Origin of the sequence: Sphingobium trunci (assembly GCF_022664535.1) — a bacterium.
Lineage (GTDB): Bacteria > Pseudomonadota > Alphaproteobacteria > Sphingomonadales > Sphingomonadaceae > Sphingobium.
In genome coordinates, this window is sequence record NZ_JAKUJY010000020.1 from 1 (window position 1) to 23,180 (window position 23,180).

Annotated in this window: 20 protein-coding genes; 8 read left to right on the forward strand and 12 right to left on the reverse strand. The window is 66.2% G+C overall.

Annotated features, from left to right (window positions below):
* Positions 1 to 526, forward strand: a 526-nt coding sequence (locus tag MJ601_RS16080; RefSeq protein WP_242128237.1) for an IS110 family RNA-guided transposase, incomplete at its 5' end; no start/stop codon positions are given.
* Positions 527 to 786: 260 nt separating this feature from the next.
* Here MJ601_RS16080 and MJ601_RS16085 read toward each other — a convergent pair.
* Genes MJ601_RS16085 through MJ601_RS16095 form a run of 3 tightly spaced genes read right to left on the reverse strand, consistent with a single transcriptional unit; the run spans position 787 to position 6,477 of the window.
* Entirely contained in the window at positions 787 to 2,160 is a 1,374-nt protein-coding gene (locus tag MJ601_RS16085) for an efflux transporter outer membrane subunit (RefSeq protein ID WP_242128239.1), read from the reverse strand.
* On the reverse strand, positions 2,157 to 5,303 hold the full coding sequence (locus MJ601_RS16090) for an efflux RND transporter permease subunit (RefSeq protein WP_281061350.1): 3,147 nt from the start codon (positions 5,301 to 5,303) through the stop codon (positions 2,157 to 2,159). Before MJ601_RS16090 ends, MJ601_RS16085 begins: the two co-directional genes overlap by 4 nt.
* Positions 5,304 to 5,316: 13 nt before the next feature.
* The gene (locus MJ601_RS16095) at positions 5,317 to 6,477 is read right to left on the reverse strand and encodes an efflux RND transporter periplasmic adaptor subunit (protein WP_242128240.1); all 1,161 of its coding nucleotides are present in this window, start codon (positions 6,475 to 6,477) and stop codon (positions 5,317 to 5,319) included.
* A gap of 346 nt (positions 6,478 to 6,823) precedes the next feature.
* Here MJ601_RS16095 and MJ601_RS16100 point away from each other — a divergent pair, with 346 nt between their 5' ends.
* The 6 genes from MJ601_RS16100 to MJ601_RS16125 all read left to right on the forward strand — a co-directional run bounded on the left by MJ601_RS16100 (position 6,824) and on the right by MJ601_RS16125 (position 14,630).
* The gene (locus tag MJ601_RS16100) at positions 6,824 to 7,549 is read left to right on the forward strand and encodes a response regulator transcription factor (protein WP_242128242.1); all 726 of its coding nucleotides are present in this window, start codon (positions 6,824 to 6,826) and stop codon (positions 7,547 to 7,549) included.
* Positions 7,550 to 7,556: 7 nt separating this feature from the next.
* Positions 7,557 to 8,927 (forward strand): ATP-binding protein, encoded by a 1,371-nt coding sequence (locus MJ601_RS16105; protein WP_242128244.1) that lies wholly within the window; start codon positions 7,557 to 7,559, stop codon positions 8,925 to 8,927.
* A gap of 500 nt (positions 8,928 to 9,427) precedes the next feature.
* A complete protein-coding gene (locus MJ601_RS16110) occupies positions 9,428 to 11,371 on the forward strand; it encodes a PrkA family serine protein kinase (RefSeq protein ID WP_348635591.1) in 1,944 nt (647 codons plus the stop codon).
* Between the two features lie 28 nt (positions 11,372 to 11,399).
* Positions 11,400 to 12,707, forward strand: coding sequence for a YeaH/YhbH family protein (locus MJ601_RS16115; protein ID WP_242128246.1), 1,308 nt, complete (start codon positions 11,400 to 11,402; stop codon positions 12,705 to 12,707).
* Positions 12,708 to 12,720: 13 nt separating this feature from the next.
* Entirely contained in the window at positions 12,721 to 14,262 is a 1,542-nt protein-coding gene (locus MJ601_RS16120; RefSeq protein WP_242128248.1) for a SpoVR family protein, read from the forward strand.
* 164 nt (positions 14,263 to 14,426) lie between these two features.
* On the forward strand, positions 14,427 to 14,630 hold the full coding sequence (locus MJ601_RS16125) for a hypothetical protein (RefSeq protein ID WP_242128250.1): 204 nt from the start codon (positions 14,427 to 14,429) through the stop codon (positions 14,628 to 14,630).
* Positions 14,631 to 14,710: 80 nt separating this feature from the next.
* On the opposite strand, the gene cobF is transcribed toward MJ601_RS16125, so the two are convergent.
* The 5 genes from cobF to cbiE are packed head-to-tail and all read right to left on the reverse strand — an operon-like array spanning position 14,711 to position 19,143.
* Positions 14,711 to 15,451, reverse strand: coding sequence for a precorrin-6A synthase (deacetylating) (cobF, locus tag MJ601_RS16130; RefSeq protein WP_242128252.1), 741 nt, complete (start codon positions 15,449 to 15,451; stop codon positions 14,711 to 14,713).
* Positions 15,448 to 16,770, reverse strand: a complete 1,323-nt coding sequence (locus MJ601_RS16135; RefSeq protein ID WP_242128254.1) for a cobyrinic acid a,c-diamide synthase CobB — start codon at positions 16,768 to 16,770, stop codon at positions 15,448 to 15,450. The genes cobF and MJ601_RS16135 overlap by 4 nt, the downstream gene beginning before the upstream one ends.
* The gene (cobM, locus tag MJ601_RS16140) at positions 16,767 to 17,549 is read right to left on the reverse strand and encodes a precorrin-4 C(11)-methyltransferase (protein WP_242128256.1); all 783 of its coding nucleotides are present in this window, start codon (positions 17,547 to 17,549) and stop codon (positions 16,767 to 16,769) included. Before cobM ends, MJ601_RS16135 begins: the two co-directional genes overlap by 4 nt.
* On the reverse strand, positions 17,546 to 17,926 hold the full coding sequence (locus MJ601_RS16145) for a cobalamin biosynthesis protein (protein WP_242128258.1): 381 nt from the start codon (positions 17,924 to 17,926) through the stop codon (positions 17,546 to 17,548). The genes cobM and MJ601_RS16145 overlap by 4 nt, the downstream gene beginning before the upstream one ends.
* The gene (cbiE, locus tag MJ601_RS16150) at positions 17,923 to 19,143 is read right to left on the reverse strand and encodes a precorrin-6y C5,15-methyltransferase (decarboxylating) subunit CbiE (protein WP_242128260.1); all 1,221 of its coding nucleotides are present in this window, start codon (positions 19,141 to 19,143) and stop codon (positions 17,923 to 17,925) included. The genes MJ601_RS16145 and cbiE overlap by 4 nt, the downstream gene beginning before the upstream one ends.
* On the opposite strand from cbiE, the gene MJ601_RS16155 reads away from it, so the two are divergent.
* On the forward strand, positions 19,142 to 19,891 hold the full coding sequence (locus MJ601_RS16155; protein ID WP_242128339.1) for a cobalt-precorrin-6A reductase: 750 nt from the start codon (positions 19,142 to 19,144) through the stop codon (positions 19,889 to 19,891). The two genes, cbiE and MJ601_RS16155, sit on opposite strands and share 2 nt — an antisense overlap.
* Here MJ601_RS16155 and cobJ read toward each other — a convergent pair.
* From cobJ to MJ601_RS16175, 4 genes are read right to left on the reverse strand one after another with little or no spacing between them, the layout of a single operon-like run.
* Positions 19,867 to 20,616 (reverse strand): precorrin-3B C(17)-methyltransferase, encoded by a 750-nt coding sequence (gene cobJ / locus MJ601_RS16160; RefSeq protein ID WP_242128262.1) that lies wholly within the window; start codon positions 20,614 to 20,616, stop codon positions 19,867 to 19,869. The two genes, MJ601_RS16155 and cobJ, sit on opposite strands and share 25 nt — an antisense overlap.
* Complete coding sequence (cobI, locus tag MJ601_RS16165; RefSeq protein ID WP_242128263.1) at positions 20,613 to 21,332, reverse strand: precorrin-2 C(20)-methyltransferase; 720 nt, start codon at positions 21,330 to 21,332, stop codon at positions 20,613 to 20,615. The genes cobJ and cobI overlap by 4 nt, the downstream gene beginning before the upstream one ends.
* Positions 21,329 to 21,958 (reverse strand): precorrin-8X methylmutase, encoded by a 630-nt coding sequence (locus tag MJ601_RS16170; RefSeq protein WP_242128266.1) that lies wholly within the window; start codon positions 21,956 to 21,958, stop codon positions 21,329 to 21,331. Before MJ601_RS16170 ends, cobI begins: the two co-directional genes overlap by 4 nt.
* A gap of 3 nt (positions 21,959 to 21,961) precedes the next feature.
* A complete protein-coding gene (locus MJ601_RS16175; protein ID WP_242128341.1) occupies positions 21,962 to 23,026 on the reverse strand; it encodes a ferredoxin-like domain-containing protein in 1,065 nt (354 codons plus the stop codon).
* Positions 23,027 to 23,180 lie beyond the last annotated feature (154 nt).

Below are 23,180 nucleotides of genomic sequence, written 5' to 3' on the forward strand. Positions count from 1 at the left end.
CGCCAGGCTCAATGACAGCTCAGATCTAGCCAAAATCATCATGCCGCTGCTCGAGGCTTGGCGTAGCGTACGCCTACGCGCTGCCGAGTTAACCCGCCGTCTGATCGGCGATGCACGCCAGAACGAGGCTTGCCAGCTGCTCATGTCCATCCCAGGAGTCGGGGTCGTCACCGCAACCGCCTTTGCCACCGCCATTGAAGACCCAGCCAACTTTCAGAAGTCGCGATCCGTCGGTGCCTGGCTCGGCCTCACCACTCGTCGATACCAATCCGGTCAGGTCGACTACAACGGACATATCTCAAGGCGAGGCGATCATCAGGTACGGAATCTTCTTTACGAAGCAGCCTGCGTCATGCTGACTCGTAGCTCGGCTGAAAGCACCCTGCGAGACTGGGGCATGAAACTTCGCGAACGCGTGGGCTTCAAGCGCGCTGCCGTCGCCGTGGCAAGGAAGCTTGCCGTCGTGATGCATGCCATGCTCAAGTCAGGCGAACTGTTTGACAGGACCGGGACCGCTCCAGCGTAGCATCTTCGCCGGCAGGCCGCCGGCGAGCAGATCGTCCCTGCCGGGACGTGGGCTGAACCATTCCGCTTGATGGGATGCACCGGCTTCTACCGAGTGCGCCGTCCACATTGGAAAGTTCCGTCCGCCGAAGACCCACCGTGCGGCAGCTCATGCTGACCGCGAAGACGACCCTGAACTCGGCATACGATCAGCTCAAAATCTGCTTGCAAAAGAGGCTGCGATTAGACGACCCCATCACCCATCCCGACTGTCTTATTCCATCAGCCGTTCGCGAAATCGGCGCCGATCACGCGATAGAGGAGGATGCGGTTGCGGACCAGCGCCAGTTCCGTCGCGATCGCGCTTTGCTGGGCGTTGTAGAGGCTGCGCTGGCTGGTCAGGCTGTTGAGGAAAGTGTCGATCCCCGCCCGGTAGCGCTCGTCGGCGAGCGCATAGCTGCGCTGGCTGGCCACCACCAGCCGTTGCTGGGCGGCCTGCTGGTCGTCGATCGTGCCTTCGCGGGCGAGGGCGTCGGATACTTCCTGAAAGGCGGTCTGGATCGCCTTTTCATATTGGGCGAGGGTGAGGTCTCGCTGCGCCTTGCTATAGTCGAGATTGCCGCGCGCGGCGCCGCCGAAGATCGGCATGCTGGCCGAAGGAGCGGCCGACCAGGCGAAGCCGCCGCCGGTGAAGAGCGAGGACAGCGCCGAGCTGGCGACGCCGATCGCCGCCGTCAGGCTGATCTTCGGGAACATGGCCGCGCGGGCCGCGCCGATATCGGCATTGGCGGCCTTGAGCTGATGTTCGGCCTGCAGCACATCGGGGCGCTGGAGCAATATGTCCGAGGAGAGGCCCGCGGGCACCTTCGCGATGCTGCCGGTCAGCGCGTCCAGCGACTGCGGCAGCAGCGCGTCTTCCACCGGCGCACCGGCGAGCAGGTCGAGGGCGTTGCGGTCCTGCGCCACCTGGGTCGTATTGGCGGCGATATCGCTGCGCGCCTGTTCCACCGTGGTTTCCGCCTGATGGACGTCGAGCTTGCCCACAAGGCCCGCCTGGTTGAGCGACCGGGTGAGCGAGAGCGAGCGTTCGGCGCTGGCGAGGGTCTGGCGGGACAGCGCCAGCAATTGCTGATCGGCGGCGAGCGTGGCGTAGGCCGTCGCCGTTTCCGCGATCAGGGTGATGCGGGTGGCGCGTGCGCCCTCTTCCGTCGCGAGATAGGTTTCGAGCGCCGCCCGGCTGAGATTCTTCACCCGGCCGAACAGGTCGAGCTCGAAGGCGCTGAAGCCGATGTCGGCGCTGTAGCTGTTCTGGCGACTGTCGTCCTGACGGGAAAAGCTGGCGGCGGCTGCCCCGGTCACGGCGGGAAGCTGGGCGGCGCGCTGGACCCGATATTGGGCGCGGGCCGATTGCACATTGGCGAGCGCGGCGCGCAGGTCCCGGTTGTTGGCGAGCGCCCGGTCGATCACCGTCCGCAACCGTTGGTCGGCGATCAGCGCGGTCCAGGGCAGGCCCGGCTTTTCCGTGGCCGCGGCTGGCGCATAGGCCGGACCGGCGGGGAAGCTGGCCGGCACGGGCGGCGCCGGGCGGACATAATGCGGCGCCATGTTGCAGGCCGACAGGCCGGTCAGCGACGCGAGGAGGAGGGCGCGCTTCATGCCGGAAGCTCCGTTGCGGGGGGGCTGGCGGCGGGCGGCGTATCCTTGCGGTTGAAGATGCGCATGATCGTCAGGAAGAAGAGGGGGACGTAGAAGATGGCGAGGACGGTCGCAGTGAGCATGCCGCCCACCACCGCCGTGCCGATGGCGACGCGGCTCTGCGCGCCCGCGCCGGTGGCGATGGCGAGCGGGATGACGCCCGCGATGAAGGCGAGCGACGTCATCAGGATCGGGCGGAAGCGCAGGCGCGCGGCCTCGATCGCGGCAGCATAGGCATCCTTGCCCTGAAGCCAGGCGAGTTCGGCGAACTCCACGATCAGGATCGCGTTCTTCGCGGCCAGGCCCATGGTGGTGAGCAGGCCGACCTGGAAATAGATGTTGTTTTCCAGCCCCCGCAGCGTCACCGCCAGCACCGCGCCGACCAGGCCGAGCGGGATCACCAGCAGCACCGCGAGCGGGATCGACCAGCTTTCATACAGCGCGGCGAGGCAGAGGAAGACCACCAGCACCGACAGGCCGTAGAGCAGGGGCGCCTGCCCGCCGGAAAGCTGTTCCTGATAGGACAGGCCGCTCCAGGCATAGCCGGTGCCGGGGGCGAGCTGTTTCTGGAGCTTGACCATTTCGTCCATCGCCTCGCCCGAACTGGAACCGGGAGCCGACTGGCCCTGAATTTCGTAGGAGGACAGGCCGTTGAAGCGCGCCAGCGTGGTCGGCCCCATGGTCCAGTGGCTGGTGGCGAAGGCGGAGAAGGGCACCATTTCGCCGGTCGAGCTGCTGCGCACCTGCCAGTTGTCGAGATCGTTGGGCAGGGCGCGGAACGGGGCGTCGGCCTGCATATAGACGCGCTTCACCCGGCCACGGTCGACGAAATCGTTGATATAGCGGCTGCCCCAGGCGGAGCTCAGCACATTGTCGACATCGCTTTGCGTCAGGCCCAGCACGGCCAGCTTTTCGGAATCGATATCGACCTTGAGCTGGGGCGTGTCCTCCAGCGTGGCGGCGCGGACGCCCGCCAGCTTGGGATCGTCGCCCGCGGCCTTGAGCAACTGGTTGCGCAGTTCCAGGAAGCGTTCGCGGCTGAGACCCCCGGTGTTGAGCAGTTCGAAGGTGAAGCCGTTGGACTGGCCCAGGCCGCGAATGGCGGGCGGCGTCATCGCCAGCGCCTTCGCGTCGCGGATGGCGGCCAGCTTCTTGGTCGCGCGGTTGGCAATGCCGGTCGCGCCGTTGGTGGCGCCCTTGCGCTGGTCCCAGGGCGTGAGGGCGATGAAGCCCTGGGCCGTATTCTCGCCCTGTCCGGCGAAGCTGAAGCCCTGGGCCACGAAGATGAAGGCGACATTGTCCTTCTCATCGTTCAGGAAATAATTCTGGATCTGTTCGAGAGCGGCCGAGGTGCGGGAGGATTTGGCGCCCGCGGGCAGCGTGACCTGCACCATCACCTGTCCCTGATCCTCCACCGGCAGGAAGCTGGTGGGCAGGCGGACGAACAGCAGCCAGAGCAGGCCGAGGACCAGCACATAGCCGACCCAGAAGGCTGTGCGCCGCCCGATGAAGCGTTCCAGCCGGCGCATATAGCCATGCGTCACCCGTTCGAACCAGCGGTTGAACCTGCCGTGCCAGCCGCTGTCGCGATGTTCCTGCGCGATCGGCTTGAGGATCGTGGCGCAGAGCGCGGGCGACAGGATGAGGGCGACCAGCACCGAGAGCAGCATCGAGGAGACGATGGTGATCGAGAATTGCCGGTAGATGACGCCGGTGGACCCGCCGAAAAAGGCCATCGGCAGGAGCACGGCGGAGAGGACCAGCGCGATGCCCACCAGCGCGCTGCCGATTTCCTCCATCGACTTGATCGTGGCGTCGCGAGGCGAAAGCCCCTCCTGCTCCATGAGCCGTTCGACATTCTCCACCACCACGATGGCGTCGTCGACCAGCAGGCCGATCGCCAGCACCATGCCGAACAGCGTCAGCGTGTTGATCGAATAGCCGAACAGCGCCAGCACGCCGAACGTGCCGAGCAGCACCACCGGCACGGCGATGGCGGGCACCAGCGTTGCGCGCCAGCTTTGCAGGAACAGGAACATCACGACGACGACCAGCCCGACCGCTTCGATCAGCGTCTGGATGACCTCTTCGACCGACAGCTTGATGAAGGGAGTGGTGTCGCGCGGATAGGTGACGGCATAGCCATGGGGCAGATTGGCCGACAGTTCGGCGACCTTCGCCTTCACCAGTTCCGCGGTCTTGAGCGCATCGGCGCCCGGCGCGAGCTGAAGCGCGATGCCCGAGGCCGGGTGGCCGTTGAGATTGGCCGAGGAGGTGTAGCTTTCATTGCCAAGCTCGACCCGCGCTACATCCGAGAGATGCACGACCGAACCGTCCGACTGCGTCTTGACGATGATGTTGCGGAACTGTTCGGGGGTTTGCAGGCGCGAGCGGGACGTGACGGTCGCGTTGATCTGCTGGCCGGGGGGGGCGGGATCGGCGCCGATCTGTCCGGCCGAAACCTCCACATTCTGGGCCGAGATCGCGGTCGCGATATCCGAAGGCATCAGCTTGACGGTGGCAAGCTTGTAGGGGTCGAGCCAGATCCGCATCGCATATTGCGAGCCGAAGATCTGCGAGGAGCCGATGCCGTCGATGCGGGCGATCGGATCCTGGAAATTGTTGACCAGATAGTCGGCGATGTCGGCCTGCGAAGCCGTGTCCGTCCTGTCGTAGATGCCCACCAGCATCAGGAAGTCGGTCTGCGACTTGGTAACGGTCAGGCCCTGTTGCTGCACCGCATTGGGCAGGCGGCTGAGGGCCTGCTGCACCTTGTTCTGCACCTGCACCTGCGCGGTGTCCGGATCGGTGCCCTTCTTGAAGGTGACGGTGATCCGCGCCTGGCCGTTGGCGGTCGAGGAGGAGGAGAAATAGAGGAGGCCGTCAATGCCGGTCAGCTGCTGTTCGATGACCTGCGTGACGCTGGTTTCGACGGTGTCCGCCGATGCGCCCGGATAATTGGCGCTGATGCCGACCGAAGGCGGTGCGATGTCGGGATATTGCGCGATCGGCAATGTCAACATCGCGCCCAGGCCGCCCAGCATGATGCCGATGGCGATGACCCAGGCGAAGATCGGCCGTTCGATGAAAAAGCGACTGAGCAAGGTCCGGCTCCCCCTATTTCGCCGGTTGCTGGGCGGGGCCGGACTGAACGGGGCCGGACTGGACGGGGACTGGCTTGACGCTGTCGTCGGGCTGCACCTTGTCCGTGCCCTCCACGATCAGCCGGTCGCCCGGCTTCAGCCCGCTGGTGATCAGCCATGCGTCGCCGATCGCCTGCGCGGCGGTGACGATGCGCCGTTCGACCTTGTTCGCGCGGTTCACGACGAGGGCGGTCGCATTGCCCTTGGGATCGCGGCTGATGCCCGTCTGGGGCGCCAATATCGCGTTGGGGACCACCGACTGCGGGGCGACCACGCGCACGAACATGCCGGGCAGCAGCAGGCCGTCGGGATTGGCGAAGCGCGCCCGCAGGGTGATGGTTCCGCTGTTGGGATCGACGATCGGCTCCGCGAACTCGATCCGGCCTTCCAGCGGATAGTCGGTGCCGTCGTCCAGTTTGAGGCGGATGCTGGCGCTGGCGGGGAGCGCCTTGCCGGCGGCGAGAGCACGGCGCAGTTCCAGCACCTTGGCGCTGGACTGGGTGATGTCGACGAAGATCGGGTCGAGCTGCTGGATGGTGGCGAGCGCGGTCGTCTGGCTGGCTGTGACCAGCGCGCCGGGCGTCACCGAGGAACGGCCGATGCGCCCGCTGATCGGGGCGCGGACCTGGGTGAAATTGAGGTTGATGCCCGCCGTCTGGAGCGTCGCGCGGGCCTGTTGCACGGCGGCGCTCGCCTGGCGGGCGGTGGCGATGACATCGTCGCGGTCCTGCGCGCTGACCGCTTCGCTGGTTCCCAGGGTGCGATAGCGGTTGGCCTTGGCCTGGGCGGCGGCGGCGGTCGCCTGCGCGCTGGCGAGGGTCGCCTGCGCCTCGTCACGCGATGCGCGGTAGAGGGAGGGATCGATCTGGTAGAGCGGCTGCCCGGCCCGGACATAGGAGCCTTCGGTGAACAGCCGTTTCTGGACCACCCCGGCGACCTGGGGGCGAACCTCCGACATCATGGTGGAGGCGGTGCGGCCGGGCAATTCGGTGGAGACGGTGACATTGCGGGCCGTCAGCGTCACCACGCCGACCTCCACCGGTCCCTTTTTCGGCGCTTCCCTGTGGCCGCAGGCGGCGGTCATGACGCAGAGCATGACGGGGGCGGACCGGAGGATGGTGAAACGGCTGGGCATGTCGAAACGCGTATCCCGATCGAGGAAAAAGGGTCTTCGCCCGGCGCAGGGGGAGGGGAGGGACGCGCCGGGCGAAGGTCGGCGCCATCGCATGAGGCCGACCCTGCCCTCATCCCCGCTTGGCGCGTAGCACGCTAGTGCGACTTATTGTCCGGCTGGATCATTGTGTAGCGGATTGTATCGCTCTGTATCGTAGCGGCGTTCGAGCCAAGACTTGCCGGGGAAAAGCGGCTAGGGCATGGTCCGATCCAGCTGAATCGGACCATGCTCCACTTGCCTTGGTTTTCCGCATTTTCCGAGCCAGCAGGTGATGCCACCTGCTTCGAAAATGCTCTAGGAAGCGTTCATGCCCGAACTGTCGTCCCGCCAGCCCCGCGTGATTGTTGTCGATGATGACGAAGATATCCGGAGCCTGATCGTCGGCCAGCTCGCGCAGGAACATTATGACGTCCTGTCGGCGGGCAGCCTTGCCGAACTGGGCGCGGCGATGGCGGTGCAGCCGGTCGACCTGATCGTGCTGGACCTCAACCTGCCCGACGGGGACGGCCTGTCGCTGTGCCGGGAATTGCGGTCGCAGGGCAGCGGGGTGCAGATCATCATGGTCACCGCCCGGGGTGGCGCCATCGACCGGGTGCTGGGGCTGGAACTGGGCGCGGACGATTATCTGACCAAGCCCTTCGAGCCGCGCGAGCTGCTGGTGCGTATCCGCAACCTGTTGCGCCGGTCGCGGAGCGCCGAGAAGGCGCAGCAGAAGGCGGCGCGGATCGCCCGGTTCGGTTCCTGGAGGCTGGACCTGTTCCAGCGGCGGCTGATCGCGGGGGACGACCGCCTGATCATGCTGTCGTCGGCGGAGTTCCGGCTGCTGTCGCGCTTCATCGAGGAACCCAATGTCGTCCTGTCGCGCGAGACGCTGGTGCCGGAGCGGCGGGCGACGGCGGCGTTCGACCGGTCCATCGACCTGCAGGTCAGCCGGCTTCGGCAGAAGCTGGCCGGAAGTCCGGGCGGAGAAGGGCTGATCCTGACGGTGCGCGGCGAGGGCTATGTGCTGGCCAGCACGGTGATCTACGAATGATACGGGCATGATCATACCGGTGGTCGCGCGGGCGCGCAGCTTCTTCCGGTCGCTGGTGGGCCAGATTTTCCTGCTGCTGACGGTCGGCATGACGACGGCGGCGGTGCTGGCGCTGGTGGTCGCCGAACAGACCCGCCATCTCGATTTCGAGCGCTGGCGGCTGCAGCGCGTGGTGGCGAGCGCGGCGGACATAGCGCAGCGCCTGAGTCATGATCCCGTCCGGATCCAGGCGATGCTGAGCGACCAGCAGATCATGGGCGCCCGGATCGCGCCCGGCGGGATCGCCCTGACGGAGCCGGACCCGGCGCTGGCGGCGGCGCTCAGGGACCGTTTCGGCCCGCATTCCAATCCGGAGGCGGGGCAGGTGCCGATCGGCCTTTGCTTCGGTCCCAGCAAGGCCGATCCGAACAATCGCGCGGCCGGGCTGATCGGCGCACCCCGGCCCGATTGCTGGATCGTGCGCTTCACCGACTTGATGGGCGAGCGGCGGTCGCTGGCGCTGTATCTGCCCCGGCTGGTCAAGCCGCCCAGCAACCTCGCCAATCCGGTCTATCTGCTGCTGATCCTGCTGTCTTCGGCGGGCCTGGCGATCATCGTCGCGCGTTTCGTCTCCAAGCCGTTGCGCCGGCTGGAGCAGGCGGCCGAAGCCTTTTCGGTGTCGATCGATCCGGAGGAAATCCCCGAGCGCGGGCCGGAGGAGGTGCGCGCCGCGCTCTCCACCTTCAACCTGATGCAGCGCCGGGTACGCGCGGGCTTTGCCGAACGGACCCAGTTGCTGGCGGCGATCAGCCATGATCTCCAGACGCCCCTCACGCGGCTGCGGCTGCGGCTGGAACTGGTCGAGAATGAGGAGTTGCGGACCCGGTTGCTGCAGGATCACCAGGCGATGATGACGCTGGTGCGCGAGGGGCTGGATCTGGCGGAAAGCACCGAATCGCAGGAAGACTGGTCGGTGATCGACATCGATTCGCTGCTGATCAGCATGACCGAGGACGCGCAGGATCTGGGCGCGCCGGTGCGGTTCCTGAAGGGGTGCGGCGGCACCGTGCGGGTCAAGCCCAATGCGCTGACCCGCTGCATCAGCAACCTTGTCACCAATGCGGTCAAATATGGCGGCAGTGCCGACATTAGCTGCGCACGGCAGGCGGGTCATGTGCTGATCGAGGTGCGGGATCATGGTCCGGGCATTCCGCCCGGCCAACTGGACCAGATGTTCGAACCCTTCACCCGCGGCGCCGCGAGTCAGCCCGGCGGACGGCCCGGAACCGGCATCGGCCTGACCATCGCCCGGTCGCTGGCGCTGAGTTTCGAGGGGGCGGTGCGGCTGGCCAACGCCACCGGAGGCGGGCTGATCGCCACGATCGACATGAAGGGTTGAGAGTCGGCTCGAAGATCGCACCTTTCGGCGCCTGGCGGTGCCGGCTTCTCCCCCCACCCAGCCGCCCGACGGCCATATCCTGTGCGTGGCCGGGTGACGGGAGACGGCCGCTGCCGCACGAAAATCCGCTTTTCAGCGCATTTCCGAACAGCCCGTGAGGGAACTTAAGGCCGGGCCGGACGATTTCTCCATTACCCTCTTCCCTCTGACGGCCTCAGGTGACACTATGCCACTATCGCGGCGGGGGACGTCGCGCTGATTTGATGTTGCACGACCGCGGCGTGACGCCTGATGTCGTCACCCGAACAATGATCAGTCGTGCCTGTGCCGGAAATGCTCTTGCATCGCCGGCGAGTAGACTTGCGTTCATCTTGCGGACATTTTCAGATGAATTTTTGGAAAGGTTCAGATTTTTTAGACTATCCTTCCTCTATTGCACTGTTTTTACAGTCCGTAAGGGGCTATATTGACTTGCACGGCTACTTTAGCGGGAGTCGCCAGTGACGAAGAATGAGCTGTTTTCCAGCTTCACGCGGAAGTTCGACGATCGGCGCCAGGCCGAAATGTCCATCGAAGACTATCTGCTGGGATGTCGCAACGATCCATTGATGCACGCGTCCGCCGCCGAGCGGCTGCTGGCCGCGATCGGCGAGCCGGAGATCATCGATACGTCGCGCGATCAGCGGCTGGGCCGGATCTTCATGAACCGGACGATCCGCCGCTACAAGAGCTTCACCAACTTCTACGGCATGGAAGGGACGATCGAACATATCGTCAGCTTCCTGCGCCATGCGTCCCAGGGGCTGGAGGAGCGCAAGCAGATCCTCTATCTGCTGGGTCCGGTAGGCGGCGGCAAATCCTCCCTCGCTGAACGGCTGAAGGCGCTGATGGAGGTCCATCCCATCTATGTGCTGAAGGCGGGAGACGAGATCAGCCCGATCTTCGAGAGCCCGCTGGCGCTGTTCGATGCGGAGCAGCATGGCGACTTCATCGAGCAGAATTATGCGATTCCCCGGCGGCGGCTGACCGGCATGATCAGCCCCTGGTGTCGCAAGCGGCTGGACGAGTTCGGCGGCGACCTGTCTCAGTTCAAGGTCATCCGCATGATGCCCTCGCGCATGCGCCAAGTCGCGATCGCCAAGACCGAGCCGGGCGACGAGAACAACCAGGATATCAGCTCGCTGGTCGGCAAGGTCGACATCCGCAAGCTGGAGATGCTCTCGCAGAATGATCCCGACGCCTACAGCTATTCGGGCGGCCTCAACCGGGCCAACCAGGGGATGCTGGAATTCGTCGAGATGTTCAAGGCGCCGATCAAGATGCTCCACCCGTTGCTGACCGCGACGCAGGAGGGCAATTATATCGGCACGGAGAATATCGGCGCCATTCCCTATACCGGGATCATCATGGCGCATTCCAATGAATCGGAATGGGCGAATTTCAAGAACAACAAGAATAATGAAGCTTTCATCGACCGTATCTATGTCATCAAGGTGCCCTATAGTCTGCAGGCGACCGAAGAACGGCACGTCTATGAGAAATTGCTGAGGGAATCCGACCTCAGCAAGGCGCCCTGCGCGCCGGGGACGCTCGACATGCTGGCGCGTTTTTCGGTGCTGACGCGGCTGCGGGAGCATGAGAACAGCAATCTCTACTCCAAGATGCGCGTCTATGACGGCGAAATGCTGCGGGAGATCGATCCGCGGGCGAAAAGCCTGCAGGAATATCGCGACGCGGCGGGCGTGGACGAGGGCATGTCGGGCATTTCGACCCGCTTCGCCTTCAAGGCGCTGTCGGCGACCTTCAACCATGACACGATCGAGATCGCGGCCGACCCCGTCCACCTCATGTATGTGCTGGAAGGCATGGTGCGGCAGGAACAGTTCCCGGCCGAGGTCGAGGCCCGCTATCTGGAGTTCATCAAAGGCGAACTGGCCCCGCGCTACGCCGAGTTCATCGGCAATGAGATCCAGAAGGCCTATCTGGAATCCTACCATGATTATGGCCAGAATCTTTTCGACCGCTATGTCGCCTATGCCGATGCGTGGATCGAGGATCTGGACTTCAAGGACCCGGACACCGGGCAGCTGCTGGACCGGGAGGTCATCAACCAGGAACTGTCCAAGACCGAAAAGCCCGCGGGCATCGCCAATCCCAAGGATTTCCGCAACGAGGTGGTGAAATTCGCGCTGCGCATGCGGGCCAGCAATGACGGGCGCAATCCGAGCTGGACCAGCTACGAGAAGATCCGCGAGGTGATCGAGAAGCGGATGTTCAGCCAGGTCGAGGATCTGCTGCCGGTCATCAGCTTCGGGTCGAAGAAGGATGGCGAGACCGCGACCAAGCATGACGAATTCGTCGCGCGGATGATCGAAAGAGGCTATACTGAGCGGCAGGTCCGGCGGCTTGTCGAATGGTATATCCGGGTCAAGCAGGCGGGTTGATGGTTTACGCGGAGGTGCCCAAGGCCTCATGCACATAGTCGACAGACGGCTGAATCCGGGAGGCAAGAGCCTGGTCAACAGGCAGCGCTTCCTGCGAAGGGCGAGAGCTTATGTGCAACAGGCGGTGCGCGACAGCCTGAAGGACCGGAGCATCAAGGATCTGGACAAGGAAGGCCAGATCACCATCCAGCGCGACGCGATCCATGAACCGACGCTGCACCGCGCCGCGCAGGGCGGCAATCGCGAGCGCGTCTTCCCCGGCAATCACGACTATATGGAAGGCGACAAGATCAAGCGGCCCGACGGCGGTCAGGGCGCGGGATCGCAGGCCGGGCAAGGCGAGGGGAATGACGATTTCCAGTTCGCCCTCAGCCGCGAGGAGTTTCTGGGCCTGTTCCTCGACGATCTGGAACTGCCCGACCTTGCCAAGCGGCGGCTGATCGGCGGGGCGGTCGACGGGATCAGGCGGGCGGGCTATTCGGTGGTCGGCAATCCTTCCAACCTTTCCGTGCCGCGCACCATGCAAAGGGCGATGTCGCGCCGTATCGCGCTGCGGCGGCCCAAGGGCGCGGATCTGGAGAAGGTCGAGGCGGAAATCGCGCTGATCGAGGCGCGCGATCCGCCTTTGCCCGACGATGCGGTGCGGCTGGAGGCGTTGCGGGAGGAGCGGTCGCACATCATCCGCCGCCGCAACCTCATCGCTTATATCGATCCGGTCGACCTGCGCTATCGCCGGTTCGAGACGGTGCCCAAGCCGGTCGCGCAGGCGGTGATGTTCTGCCTGATGGACGTTTCCGGATCCATGACGGAGCATATGAAGGATCTGGCCAAGCGCTTCTTCGCGCTGCTGCACCTGTTCCTGACGCGCTGCTACGAGCATGTGGAGGTGGTGTTCATCCACCATACCGACCGGGCGGCGGAGGTTGACGAGCAGACCTTCTTCTACAGCACGGTGACGGGCGGGACGCTGGTTTCGAGCGCGCTCGACAAGCTGATGGAAGTGGTCAAGGAACGCTACCGGCCGGACGACTGGAACATCTATGTCGCGCAGGCTTCGGACGGCGACACGATGCAGTCGGACAATGGCCGGGTCGTGAGCCTGATGAACGATGAAATCTTGCCCATTTCGCAATATGTCGCCTATCTGGAGGTCGGACGGGAGGAATTTGCCGATATCGAGACGGTGGGGACGATGACCGGCCTGTGGCAGGCCTATGCGCCGGTCAGCGAGGCCAACCGTAATTTCGTGATGCGCAAGGTGCATCACCGGCGCGAAATCTATCCGGTGTTCCGCGAGCTGTTCCAGCGCAAGGGCGTGGCGGAGCGCAGTGCATGATGGTGGAACGGGCATGACGGCCAAGCTGGCGAACGCGCCGCTGTTCACGGGCAGCGATTGGGATTTCGGCCTTATAAACCGCATCTATGAAGCGATCGAACCGATCGCGCTCAAGGAAATGAAGCTGGATATCTATCCCAACCAGATAGAGATCATCAGCGCGGAACAGATGCTGGACGCCTATTCCTCCATAGGCATGCCGCTTTTCTACAAGCATTGGTCGTTCGGCAAGCAGTTCGTGACCAATGAGATGATGTACCGCAAGGGGCTGCGCGGCTTGGCCTATGAGCTGGTGATCAATTCAGACCCCTGCATCAACTATCTGATGCAGGAAAACAGCGCGACGATGCAGACGCTGGTCATCGCCCATGCGGCCTTTGGCCATAATCATTTCTTCAAGAATAATTATGTCTTCAAGCAATGGACGGACGCGGAAGGCATTTTGGACTATCTGGAATTCGCCAAGCGCTACATCGCCCAATGCGAGGAGCGTTATGGCCAATTGCCGGTGGAGCGGGTGCTGGACGCGGCCCATGCGCTGATGAACCAGGGCGTGCATCGCTATCCGCGCATCCGGCCCCGCGACCTCAAGAGCGAGGCGGCGCGCGAGGCCGAGCGGCAGGCCTATCGCGACCGCATCTATGACGATCTGTGGCGGACCATCCCGGTGGGCGCGAAGGCCGATGCCGTGCCCGGCGATGCGCGGCGGGAGGCTTTGGGCCTGCCGCAGGAGAATATCCTCTATTTCCTGGAGAAGACCGGCCCCCGGCTGGAAAGCTGGCAGCGGGAGATATTGCGGATCGTCCGGCTGATCGCCCAATATTTCTATCCGCAACGCCAGACCAAGGCGATGAATGAGGGCTGCGCGACCTTCACCCATTACCGCATCATGACGACGCTGCATGAGCGCGGCCTGATCACGGACGGCGCCTTCCTGGAATTCATCCAGTCGCATACCGGCGTGGTCTATCAGCCGACCTATGATTCCGGGCATTTCGGGGGCTTCAATCCCTATGCGCTGGGCTTCGGGATCATGTCGGACATCGAGCGCATCTGCCGCGAGCCGACCGAGGAGGATCGCGAATGGTTCCCCGAAATCGCCGGGGCGGGCGACGCGGTGGAGGTGCTGAAGGACATATGGGCCAACTACAGGGACGAAAGTTTCGTCTCGCAATTCCTCAGCCCCCATCTGATCCGGCAATGGCGGCTGTTCAAGATCATGGACAAGGCGGGCGAGTCGGAACTGCGGGTCGATGCCATTCATGACGAGCGCGGTTATCGACGGATTCGGCGGTCTCTGGCGCGGGAATATGATATCGGACGGCAGGAGCCGGACATTCAGGTGGTCGATGTCGACCTGGCCGGGGACCGGCGGCTGATCGTGGAACATGCCGTGATGGATGGCGTGCAGCTCGATCCCGGCGATGCGGCTATGGTCTTGCAAAATCTGGCAAATTTATGGGGTTATGAGGTCGTGTTGAAGGAAATCGACTCGGAGACCCGCAAGGAACTGAAAAGCCATAGCGGAAACCCCAATCCGGCCTGGCTGCGCTGAATGGGGGCAGGTGACCGACGGGCGCGGCGGCGCTCCAAGATTCCATTTTCAATCCGTGGCCGAAAAGGATAAGTTGCGGGCCGGTTTTTCGTGGGCTGGACCAATGTCTGCCGCTGTTGCGTCAGGTCTTTGCCGCCAGTCCGGGACAGGCAGGAGTTCGGTTCATGACCAATGCTCTCAATCCGGAAGAGTGTCTTGAGCGGGCAAGAATGCATGAGCAATTGGCGGCGACCACGGCGGATGCCTCGGCCCGGATGATGCATCAGGCGATGGCGGCCGAATTCCGGCGGCGGGCCGAGAATGGCGCGATGGCCGCGCATCAGGCTGCCAACAGGCCGATCGTGGAATTGTGTCCCAACGTCGCCTGACGATGTGACGGCCGCCCCGGGGGCGACCCAACTCCTGTCATCGCTGGCGGACCGCTTTCGAGGCAGAGGCCTTGCGCCGGTCAGGGGCGCCTGCGCAGCAGGTAGATGTCCATGATCCAGCCATGCTCCCTGCGCAGGGCGGCCCGGCGCTTGATGATGTCCGGTCCCGCCGCATGGAGCGGCCCGCTGGCGAGCGCCTGATGTGGCATGCCGAGATAGGCGCCCCACCATATGTCGACCGGCTGGCCGGTCAGGGTCTGGAAGGCGCAATGGCCGTCCAGCATGACGACCAGCGTCCTGGCCGCGCCCGGCCAACCCTTCTCGCGCAATTGGCGGCCCGTGGTGATGAGCACGGGTTCGGCCAGTTCGTTGAGGCAGATGCCGTGCGCCGCGGTCAGTGCCTGGATGCTGGTGATGCCGGGGATCACCTTGACGCTTGCTCCGGCGATGCGCTGCACGATGCGCAGGCTGCTGTCGTAGAGGGAGGGATCGCCCCAGACCAGCAAGGCGAGCGTGCCGCCGCCGGGCAGGTGCCGGTCGATCTGTTCCTGCCACAGGGCGGCGATGGCGTCGTGCCAGTCGGTCACGGCGTCGATATAGCGGCCCTGATCGGCGCGTCTGGGCATGTCGAACTCGACGATCCTGACCGGCCTGGTCAGCAGCTCCGCGCAGATGGTGCGGCGCAGGTCGGCAAGGCCGGACTTTTCCTCGCCCTTCCGGGGCAGCAGGATCAGGTCGGCCTCGTTCATCGCCTTGACCGCCGCATGGGTCAGATGATCGGGATTGCCGGTGCCGATGCCGATGAGGTTGAGGGTGATCATGCGTTTCGCTCCGATGCGGGTGCGATGAGGTGGAAGAAGCTGCCGGTCACATGACCACGGAAGGAGCCGGTGGAGGCGACGGGCCGACCTTGGGCGTCGGTGACGGCGGCAAGCGGGCTGTCGGGCTGGTCGATGATGGTCGAATAGTGGAATTCATGCCCATTCAGGACTGTTTCCTCAGGGAAGCCGCCCATCGGCGCCGCCAGCCGGGCCTGGCGATAGCCCAGATGCAGGCGGCGCTGCGCGAAGCTGGTGACGAGGCCGAGCAGCCCCGCCATGCGATGCGCCTCGCCCTTCGCGTCCAGCAGCGCCTGCCCCAGCACCATATAGCCGCCGCATTCGCCATGGACGGGGCGGTTTCGGGCGTGATGGCGCAGCGCCGACAGGAAGCGGCCGGCGCCGGCGAGGCGGCCCGCATGCAGTTCGGGATAGCCGCCGGGAAGCCAGACGATGTCGGCATCGGCGGCAGGCGCTTCGTCGGCCAGCGGAGAGAAGGGCAGGATTTCCGCGCCCGCCCTGCGCCATTGGGCCAGCAGATGCGCATAGGTGAAGGAAAAGGCTTCATCCTGCGCGATGGCGATCCGCTGACCGGGGGGCGGGAAGGCGATTTCCTCGCCATGCGATCCATCGGGCAGCGACGCAGCCACCGCGCGAACGGCGGGAAGATCGACATGGGAAGCGATGATGTCCGCCATCCGGTCGATCATGGGGTCGAGTTCGCCCTGTTCGCTGGCCTGCACCAGTCCCAGATGCCGTTCGGGCAAGGTCAGTTCCCCGCACCGGGGAATGGCCCCGAACACGGCTATTCCGGCCTCTGCCATGGCCTGGCGGATGAGCTGTTCATGGCGGTCGCTGGCGACGCGGTTCAATATCGCCCCAGCCATGGAGATGCCGGGACGCAGGCTGCGGAAACCCTGGGCGATGGCGGCGGCGGACTGGCTCTGGCCGCTGACGTCCATGACGAGCATGACGGGCCAGCCGAGCGCGGCGGCGATGTCGGCGCTTGACCCGTTGCCGCTTTCGCCCCGGCAGGGGGCGCCGTCGAACAGGCCCATCACGCCTTCAGCGATGATGAGGTCCGCATCGTCCGCCTGCGCCGCGATGCGGGCGATTTGCGGGCGGGGCATGGCCCAGCTGTCGAGATTATGGGATGGGCGGCGGCTTGCGGCCTGCTGGAAACCTGGATCGATATAGTCGGGGCCGGACTTGAAGGGCTGCACCTTCAGGCCCGCGCGGGTGAAGGCGCGGAGCAGGCCCAGCGTTACCATGGTCTTGCCTGATCCGGAACGCGGTGCGGCGATGAGGATTCCGGGAGTCATGTCCTGTCCACGAAGATCGACTCCGCGCTCGACGGGCGGAAGCGGCGGTCATAGCCGGGGGCATAGAGGCTGCTTTCGGCGAAATTTTCGTCGCCCAGGACCGGGCCGACAAGGATGATGGCGGTCCGCTCCGGTCCGTTGGCGGCGGCTTCCCCGATCGTGGCGAGCGTTGCGCGGGCGATCCGTTGATCGGGCCAGCTGGCGCGCCAGACCACGGCGGCGGGACAGCCCGCGCCATAATGCGGGGTCAGGTCCGCGACCACCTGCGCCAGATTGTGGATCGACAGATGGATGGCGAGGGTGGCGCCGGTGGCGGCGAAGGCGCTCAGGCTCTCGCGCGGAGGCATGCCGCTGGCCCGGCCGGGCGTGCGGGTGAGAACCAGCGACTGGCCGAGTTCGGGCAGGGTCAGCTCCGTCCCCAGCGCGGCGGCGGCGGCGGCGAAGGACGGGACGCCGGGCGTGATGCTGTAGGGGATGTCCAGCGCCTTCAGGCGGCGGAGTTGCTCGCCCATGGCGGACCAGACCGACAGGTCGCCGGAATGGAGGCGGGCCACGTCCTGGCCTGCTTCATGCGCGTCGCGGAGTGTGGCGATGATCCCGTCCAGCGTCATGGGCGCGCTGTTGATGATCCGGGCGCCGGGCGGGCAATGATCCAGCAGGGCGGCGGGCACCAGCGAGCCTGCATAGAGGCAGACGGGAGAGGCGGCGATCAGGTCGCGGCCGCGCAGGGTGATGAGATCGGGCGCGCCGGGACCGGCGCCGATGAAATGGACGGTCATGCGGGCTGTCTTTCGTGAAAGTTGCTGGCGGCAAGGGCGCAGGTCGCCAGGCGATCCGGCGAAACATGGCGCGGCGAGAGAAGGCGGGCGGCAGGGCCGGCGGCGGCAAGGGCCGTGGCTTCTGCGACGCTGCCGGTGCCATGGATAGCCTCTGACATGGGGGAATGGGTGACGACGGATTGCCTTGCCAGCGTTTCGCGCGCGACCTGAAGGAGCGGCAGGCCCAGCTTTCGCGCGAGCGGGGCGAGTTGGTCCGCCTTGCTGTCGAGAGTCGCCAGCGCCGCAACGGAAAGGCTATCATGGGCAGCGGCCCGCAAGGCGCCTTCGAGCGAGGCGAGCGTCGCGCCCTCGCGGAAGCCGAAGCCCGCGACGATCACAGGGTGACGCTCCATTGCACCAGCGGATAGGCCGAGCGCCATGCGCGGCGACTGCCGAGGGGGACGGATTCCGCCAGTTCGATCCGCAACAGTTCGCCGCCCTTTTCGCCATGCCAGCGGGCGAGCAGAGCCTCCGATTCGAGCGTGACGGCGTTGGCGACAAGGCGGGTGGGACCGCCGGGCAGGCTGAACAGAATTTCCAGCAGGGACTGGCTGAGGCCGCCGCCGATAAAGATTGCGTCAGGCCGCCGCCGGTCGCGCAGCAGATCCGGTGCCCGGCCTTCGATGATCGTGAGGCGGTCGGTGCCGAGGGCGGCGGCATTGGTGCGGGCTCGCGCCGCGCGCGAGGCATCGGCCTCGAAAGCGACGGCCTGTGTCGAGGGGTGGGCAAGCAGCCATTCGATGGCGATGGACCCCGAACCGGTGCCGATGTCCCAGAGCGACTCGCCCGGACGGGGGGCGAGGGCCGAGAGGGTCAGGGCGCGGGCGGGGCGCTTGGTGATCTGGCCGTCATGGTCGAACCAGTCGTCGGCTATGCCGCTGCTGAGGGGGAGCGTCCTGCCGCCGCCCGCGACAGTCAGGCCGACCGCGACCGGATGGGCGATATCATCGAAATTCAGCATATGGGCGGCGCTTTTTCTGATCCGCTCGCGCGGCCCGCCGAGCGCTTCCAGCACATGGAGGGTGGAGGCGCCGAAGCCCGCCTTCGTCAGATCATCGGCCAATTGTCCGACCGCCGGGCCGTCGCGCAGCAGGATGAGTGCGCGGCGGCCGGGCGTCAGGTCGGGGCGCAGCCGCGACAGGGGCGCGGCATGGAGGCCGTGGCATGCGACGTCCTGGATCGACCAGCCGAGACGGGCGGCCGCGAGGGTGAAGGTGGAGGGGGCGGGATGGGCGGTCCATTCGCCGGGCGACAGATGCCGGGTGATGCTGGCGCCCGCGCCGAACCAGAAGGGATCGCCGGAGGCGAGCATGACGGTGGGCCGGCCACGGCGGGCCAGCAATGTGGCCACGCCATCCTCGAACGGGACTGGCCAGGGATGGAGTTCCGCCCTACAGGGGGCCAGCAGCGACAGGTGGCGGGGCGCTCCGCTGATGAAGGCCGCGCCCTCCAGTGCTTCGCGCGCGGCGCGGGACAGGCCGTCGGGGCCGTCTTCGCCGATGCCGATGATCGTCAGCCAAGGCCCCGAGGACAGGGCGTCAGGAGTTTCGGCCATTTCCAACATCCTCATATTGGGCGGGACGACCGAGGCCAGCGCGCTTGCCAGCGCCCTGGCGGAGCGGGGGGAGCGGGCGGTGTTGAGCTATGCCGGGCGCACCGGCCAGCCCCGCGCGCAGCCCGTGCCGGTGCGGGTCGGCGGCTTTGGCGGGGTGGCGGGGCTCGTCGATTATCTGCGCGGGGAAGGGGTGACGCATCTGGTGGACGCGACCCATCCCTTTGCCGCGACGATGAGTGGCCATGCGGTGGCCGCCGCGCGGGAGGCGGGCATCGCGCATATCATGCTGACGCGGCCGCCATGGGTCGCGGGCGAGGGCGATCGCTGGACCCATGTGCCGGATATTTCCGCTGCCGTCGATGCGCTGGGGGGTAAGGCGAAACGGATCATGCTGGCGCTGGGGCGGATGCATGTGGATCGCTTCGGTGCGCAGCCGCAGCATCATTATCTGCTGCGTTTCGTCGATGCGCCGGATCAGGCCCCGGCTCTGCCCCGGCACAGTCTGATCGTCGATCGTGGGCCGTTCACCGTCGATGGCGATATGGGGCTGATGCGCGAGCATGGCATCGAACTGATCGTGTCGAAAAATGCCGGGGGTGACGGGGCGGAGGCCAAGCTGACCGCGGCGCGGAGGCTGGGGCTGTCGGTGCTGATGATCGACCGGCCGCCCTGTCCCGCAGCGCGGGTGACGCATGAGGTCGGGGAGGTGCTGGACTGGCTGCGTCATTCGGCCGAGCGGGGGGTGTAGAGGATCGGCTGGCCGGGGCGCTTGATCAGGCGGGTGCGGCTCGATCCGACGATGACCATGGTCCGCATGTCGGCCATGTCCGGCGTTGCCTCCCCCAGGGAGACGATGCGCAGCTTTTCCTCCGGCGTGGAGACGGCGCGGGCGAAGAGGATCAGGCGATCGTCCCCACATTCCTCGCGCAGGAGGGTGAGGGCGCGGGCAAAGCCATCCGGGCGCGCCCTGGAGCGCGGATTGTAGAAAGCCATGGCGAAGTCGGCCTGCGCGGCGAGGCGCAGGCGGCGTTCGATCAACGCCCAGGGTTTGAGATTGTCGGAGAGGTTGATGGCGCAGAAATCATGGCCGAGCGGCGCCCCTGCCCTGGCGGCGGCGGCGAGCATGGCGGTGATGCCGGGCAGGACGCGGATGTCGAGCGTGCGCCAATGGTCCGGGCCGGTTTCGAGCGCCTCGAACAGCGCCGAGGCCATGGCGAAGACGCCGGGGTCGCCGGAGGACACCACCACGACCCTCTTGCCCTCCGCCGCCAGCGTCAGGGCATGGCCGGCGCGCTCCAGTTCGACGCGGTTGTCGCTGGCGTGGAGGGTGAGGCCGGGGCGTTCGGCCACGCGGGCGACATAGGGGATGTAGCCGATCATGTCGGTGGCCTGCGCGAGCGTCTCCAACACTTCGGGGGTGATCTGCGCTTCGGCGCCGGGACCAAGGCCCGCCACGGCGATCCAGCCGGTCATGGGCGGCGGCCCTGTCCGTGGATCAGCAGGATCGAGAAATAGGCGGTGACATGGTCCGCTTCGGCCAGCGGGGTGATCCGCTGGTCGGCCATGGTCGCATATTCGACCAGCCAGGCGCAGTCCTGTTTGCCCGCGGCCTCGACCGCCCGGCGCAGCTTGGGCAGGTTGCGGCCGATCTTCATGACGACCAGCGCATTGGTGTCGTGGATGCGCCGGGCCAGCTCCTCTTCGGGAAGCGTCGCCATCAGCACGGTCGTCACATCGTCGCCCCAGCTGATCGGCGTGCCGCTGGCGGTCCAGGCGCCGGACATGCCGGTGATGCCGGGCACGATCTTCACCGGCGCGGCGAGGCGGCTGTGCAGGTGCATGAAGCTGCCGTAGAAGAAGGGGTCGCCTTCGCACAGGACGACGACTTCCTCGCCGGACGCGGCCAAGGCGTCCAGATGCGCGGTGCATGCCGCGTAGAAGTTCGACAGAATCTCGTTGTAGCGCGGATCGGTCAGCGGAATTTCCGTGGTCACGGGATATTCCATCGCAAATTCGACGACATCGGGATGCAGCAGGCCGTCGACGATGCGGCGGGCATGGCCGGATTTGCCCGCCTTGCGGAAATAGGCGACGTGGCGGGCGTTCCGGATCAGGCGGTCGGCGCGGACGCTCATCAGGTCCTGCGCGCCGGGGCCGAGGCCGACGCCATGGATGGTGCCGGTGGTCATTCCGCTGCGCTCGCTATGGCGTTGATGGCCGCTACCGTGATGGCGCTGCCGCCCAGGCGGCCCTCGACGATGCAGCAGGGTACGGGCTGGCCTTGCCAGAGGGCATGTTTGGATTCCGCCGCGCCGACGAAGCCCACCGGGCAACCGATGATCGCGGCTGGGCGGGGGCAGGCGGGGTCTTCCAGCATGTTGAGCAGGTGAAAGAGCGCCGTCGGGGCGTTGCCGATCGCGACAAGGGCGCCTGTGAGATGGGGGCGCCAGAGTTCGAGCGCGACGGCGGAACGGGTGTTGGCCATGCGCTCCGCGAAGCCGGGTACCTGCGGATCATGGAGCGTGCAGAGGATCGGATTGGCGGCAGGCAGGCGCCTGGTCGTGATTCCTTCCGACACCATGCGTGCGTCGCAGAGGATGGGGGCGCCCGCCTCCAGCGCGGCGATCGCTTCCCTGGCGAAGGTCGGGGAGAAGCGGATATGCGGGGCAAGGTCCACCAGCCCCGCCGCGTGGATCATGCGGACGGCGATGCGCTCTTCCTCCGGAGTGAAGCGGGCGAGGTCCGCCTCCGCGCGGATTGTGCGGAAGGATTGGCGGTAGATGGCGGCGCCGTCGGTTTCGTAGAGATGGGGCATTTTCTAACGGGCTCCGAAAAGAGCGAGGATCTGGTCGGGGGTCAGGGCGGCATGTTCGGCAGGCGATCCGGCGCGCGCCTTGCGGGCGAGGTCGAAGCCCCCATCCCGGCCGGTGAGGACGATATCGGCGGGCGCGGGGCGGGCGCAGCCCTTGGCGCAGCCGGACACATGCAGCGACTCGCCGACATGCGGCGCGAGGCGGGCGGCGAGCCCGCGGGTGGCGACGCTCGCCTGCGGGCAGGCCGGGGCGCCGGGGCAGGCATCCACGCGCAGCAGCGGATCGGAGGCGGCGAGTCCGGAGTTTTGGGTACCTCCCTCCACGACCAGCCCGCGCCAGGGGGTGAGGCGCAGGGCGATGACGCCCGGATGCGACGCCATGGCGGCCAGATCGCCAGCCTCGATCTGGCCGAAGGGGATGCCATGAAATGGGCCGGGCGCTTGCGCGAGGGCGGTCTGGAGGGAACGGGCGGCGGCAGGGGCCATGTCCGCTTCGCCGGGCATCGGGGCATGATGACGGGCCATGCGTCCGGAGGCCGTACCGCCGCTGGCGACGAACCAGCGGGCAAGGGCGATCAGCGCCTGAGCGGACAGACCGGTCCTGACGGGCGTGCCCATGGCGCGGCCGTCCGCGCGCAGGATGATGGCTCCGCTTTCGCTGCGTTCGAAGCGGAAGTCGGCTGGCACTTGCTGGAGCGCGGGTGCGGGGCCGGTGTCGATCGCGATGCCGATCTTGGGTGGAAGGTTGGGCAGATCGTCCAGCCGTTCCAGCAGCGCCTGGGCAATGCGGTAGCTGTCATCGCCAGCCTGCCAGTCGGGGGTCAGGATGATGGCGCGGCGCGCTTCGCGGGCGGGATCGGCATCGGTCAGGCCGAGTGCGACCAGTTGCGCGATCAGGACAGGATGGCTTTGCGCGGAGACGCCCCGGATCTGAAGGGCGGCCCGGTTGGTGAGGTCGATCAGGCCATTGCCATGCTGGCGGCCAAGATGGGCCAGCGCCACGGCCTGCATTGCGGTCAGCCGCCCCAGCGGCGGGCGCACGCGAACCAGCAGGCCGTCCCCCGCCTCCATCGGACGCCAGGCCGTCGGGCACCAGCCGCGAATGGCGGGCGCGGATGGCGCGGCTTGCGCGTCTGGCACTGGACTTCACCTCCCACGTCGCAACGGTGGGCTGAAGGCAAGCCTCCAGCCGCACATCCGTCGCCCGTGCGGAGAACCGAGCCGT

What these genes read in the sequence shown, in the direction of transcription:
- MJ601_RS16085 (WP_242128239.1), bottom strand. Translation starts at nt 2,160, where the DNA reads ATGAAGCGCGCCCTCCTCCTCGCGTCGCTGACCGGCCTGTCGGCCTGC.
- MJ601_RS16095 (WP_242128240.1), bottom strand. Translation starts at nt 6,477, where the DNA reads ATGCCCAGCCGTTTCACCATCCTCCGGTCCGCCCCCGTCATGCTCTGC.
- MJ601_RS16100 (WP_242128242.1), top strand. Translation starts at nt 6,824, where the DNA reads ATGCCCGAACTGTCGTCCCGCCAGCCCCGCGTGATTGTTGTCGATGAT.
- MJ601_RS16105 (WP_242128244.1), top strand. Translation starts at nt 7,557, where the DNA reads ATGATCATACCGGTGGTCGCGCGGGCGCGCAGCTTCTTCCGGTCGCTG.
- MJ601_RS16115 (WP_242128246.1), top strand. Translation starts at nt 11,400, where the DNA reads ATGCACATAGTCGACAGACGGCTGAATCCGGGAGGCAAGAGCCTGGTC.
- MJ601_RS16120 (WP_242128248.1), top strand. Translation starts at nt 12,721, where the DNA reads ATGACGGCCAAGCTGGCGAACGCGCCGCTGTTCACGGGCAGCGATTGG.
- MJ601_RS16125 (WP_242128250.1), top strand. Translation starts at nt 14,427, where the DNA reads ATGACCAATGCTCTCAATCCGGAAGAGTGTCTTGAGCGGGCAAGAATG.
- cobF (WP_242128252.1), bottom strand. Translation starts at nt 15,451, where the DNA reads ATGATCACCCTCAACCTCATCGGCATCGGCACCGGCAATCCCGATCAT.
- MJ601_RS16135 (WP_242128254.1), bottom strand. Translation starts at nt 16,770, where the DNA reads ATGACTCCCGGAATCCTCATCGCCGCACCGCGTTCCGGATCAGGCAAG.
- cobM (WP_242128256.1), bottom strand. Translation starts at nt 17,549, where the DNA reads ATGACCGTCCATTTCATCGGCGCCGGTCCCGGCGCGCCCGATCTCATC.
- cbiE (WP_242128260.1), bottom strand. Translation starts at nt 19,143, where the DNA reads ATGGCCGAAACTCCTGACGCCCTGTCCTCGGGGCCTTGGCTGACGATC.
- cobJ (WP_242128262.1), bottom strand. Translation starts at nt 20,616, where the DNA reads ATGACCGGCTGGATCGCCGTGGCGGGCCTTGGTCCCGGCGCCGAAGCG.
- cobI (WP_242128263.1), bottom strand. Translation starts at nt 21,332, where the DNA reads ATGACCACCGGCACCATCCATGGCGTCGGCCTCGGCCCCGGCGCGCAG.
- MJ601_RS16170 (WP_242128266.1), bottom strand. Translation starts at nt 21,958, where the DNA reads ATGCCCCATCTCTACGAAACCGACGGCGCCGCCATCTACCGCCAATCC.
- MJ601_RS16175 (WP_242128341.1), bottom strand. Translation starts at nt 23,026, where the DNA reads ATGGAGGCGGGGGACGGCCTGCTGGTTCGCGTGCGCCCGCCGCTGGGG.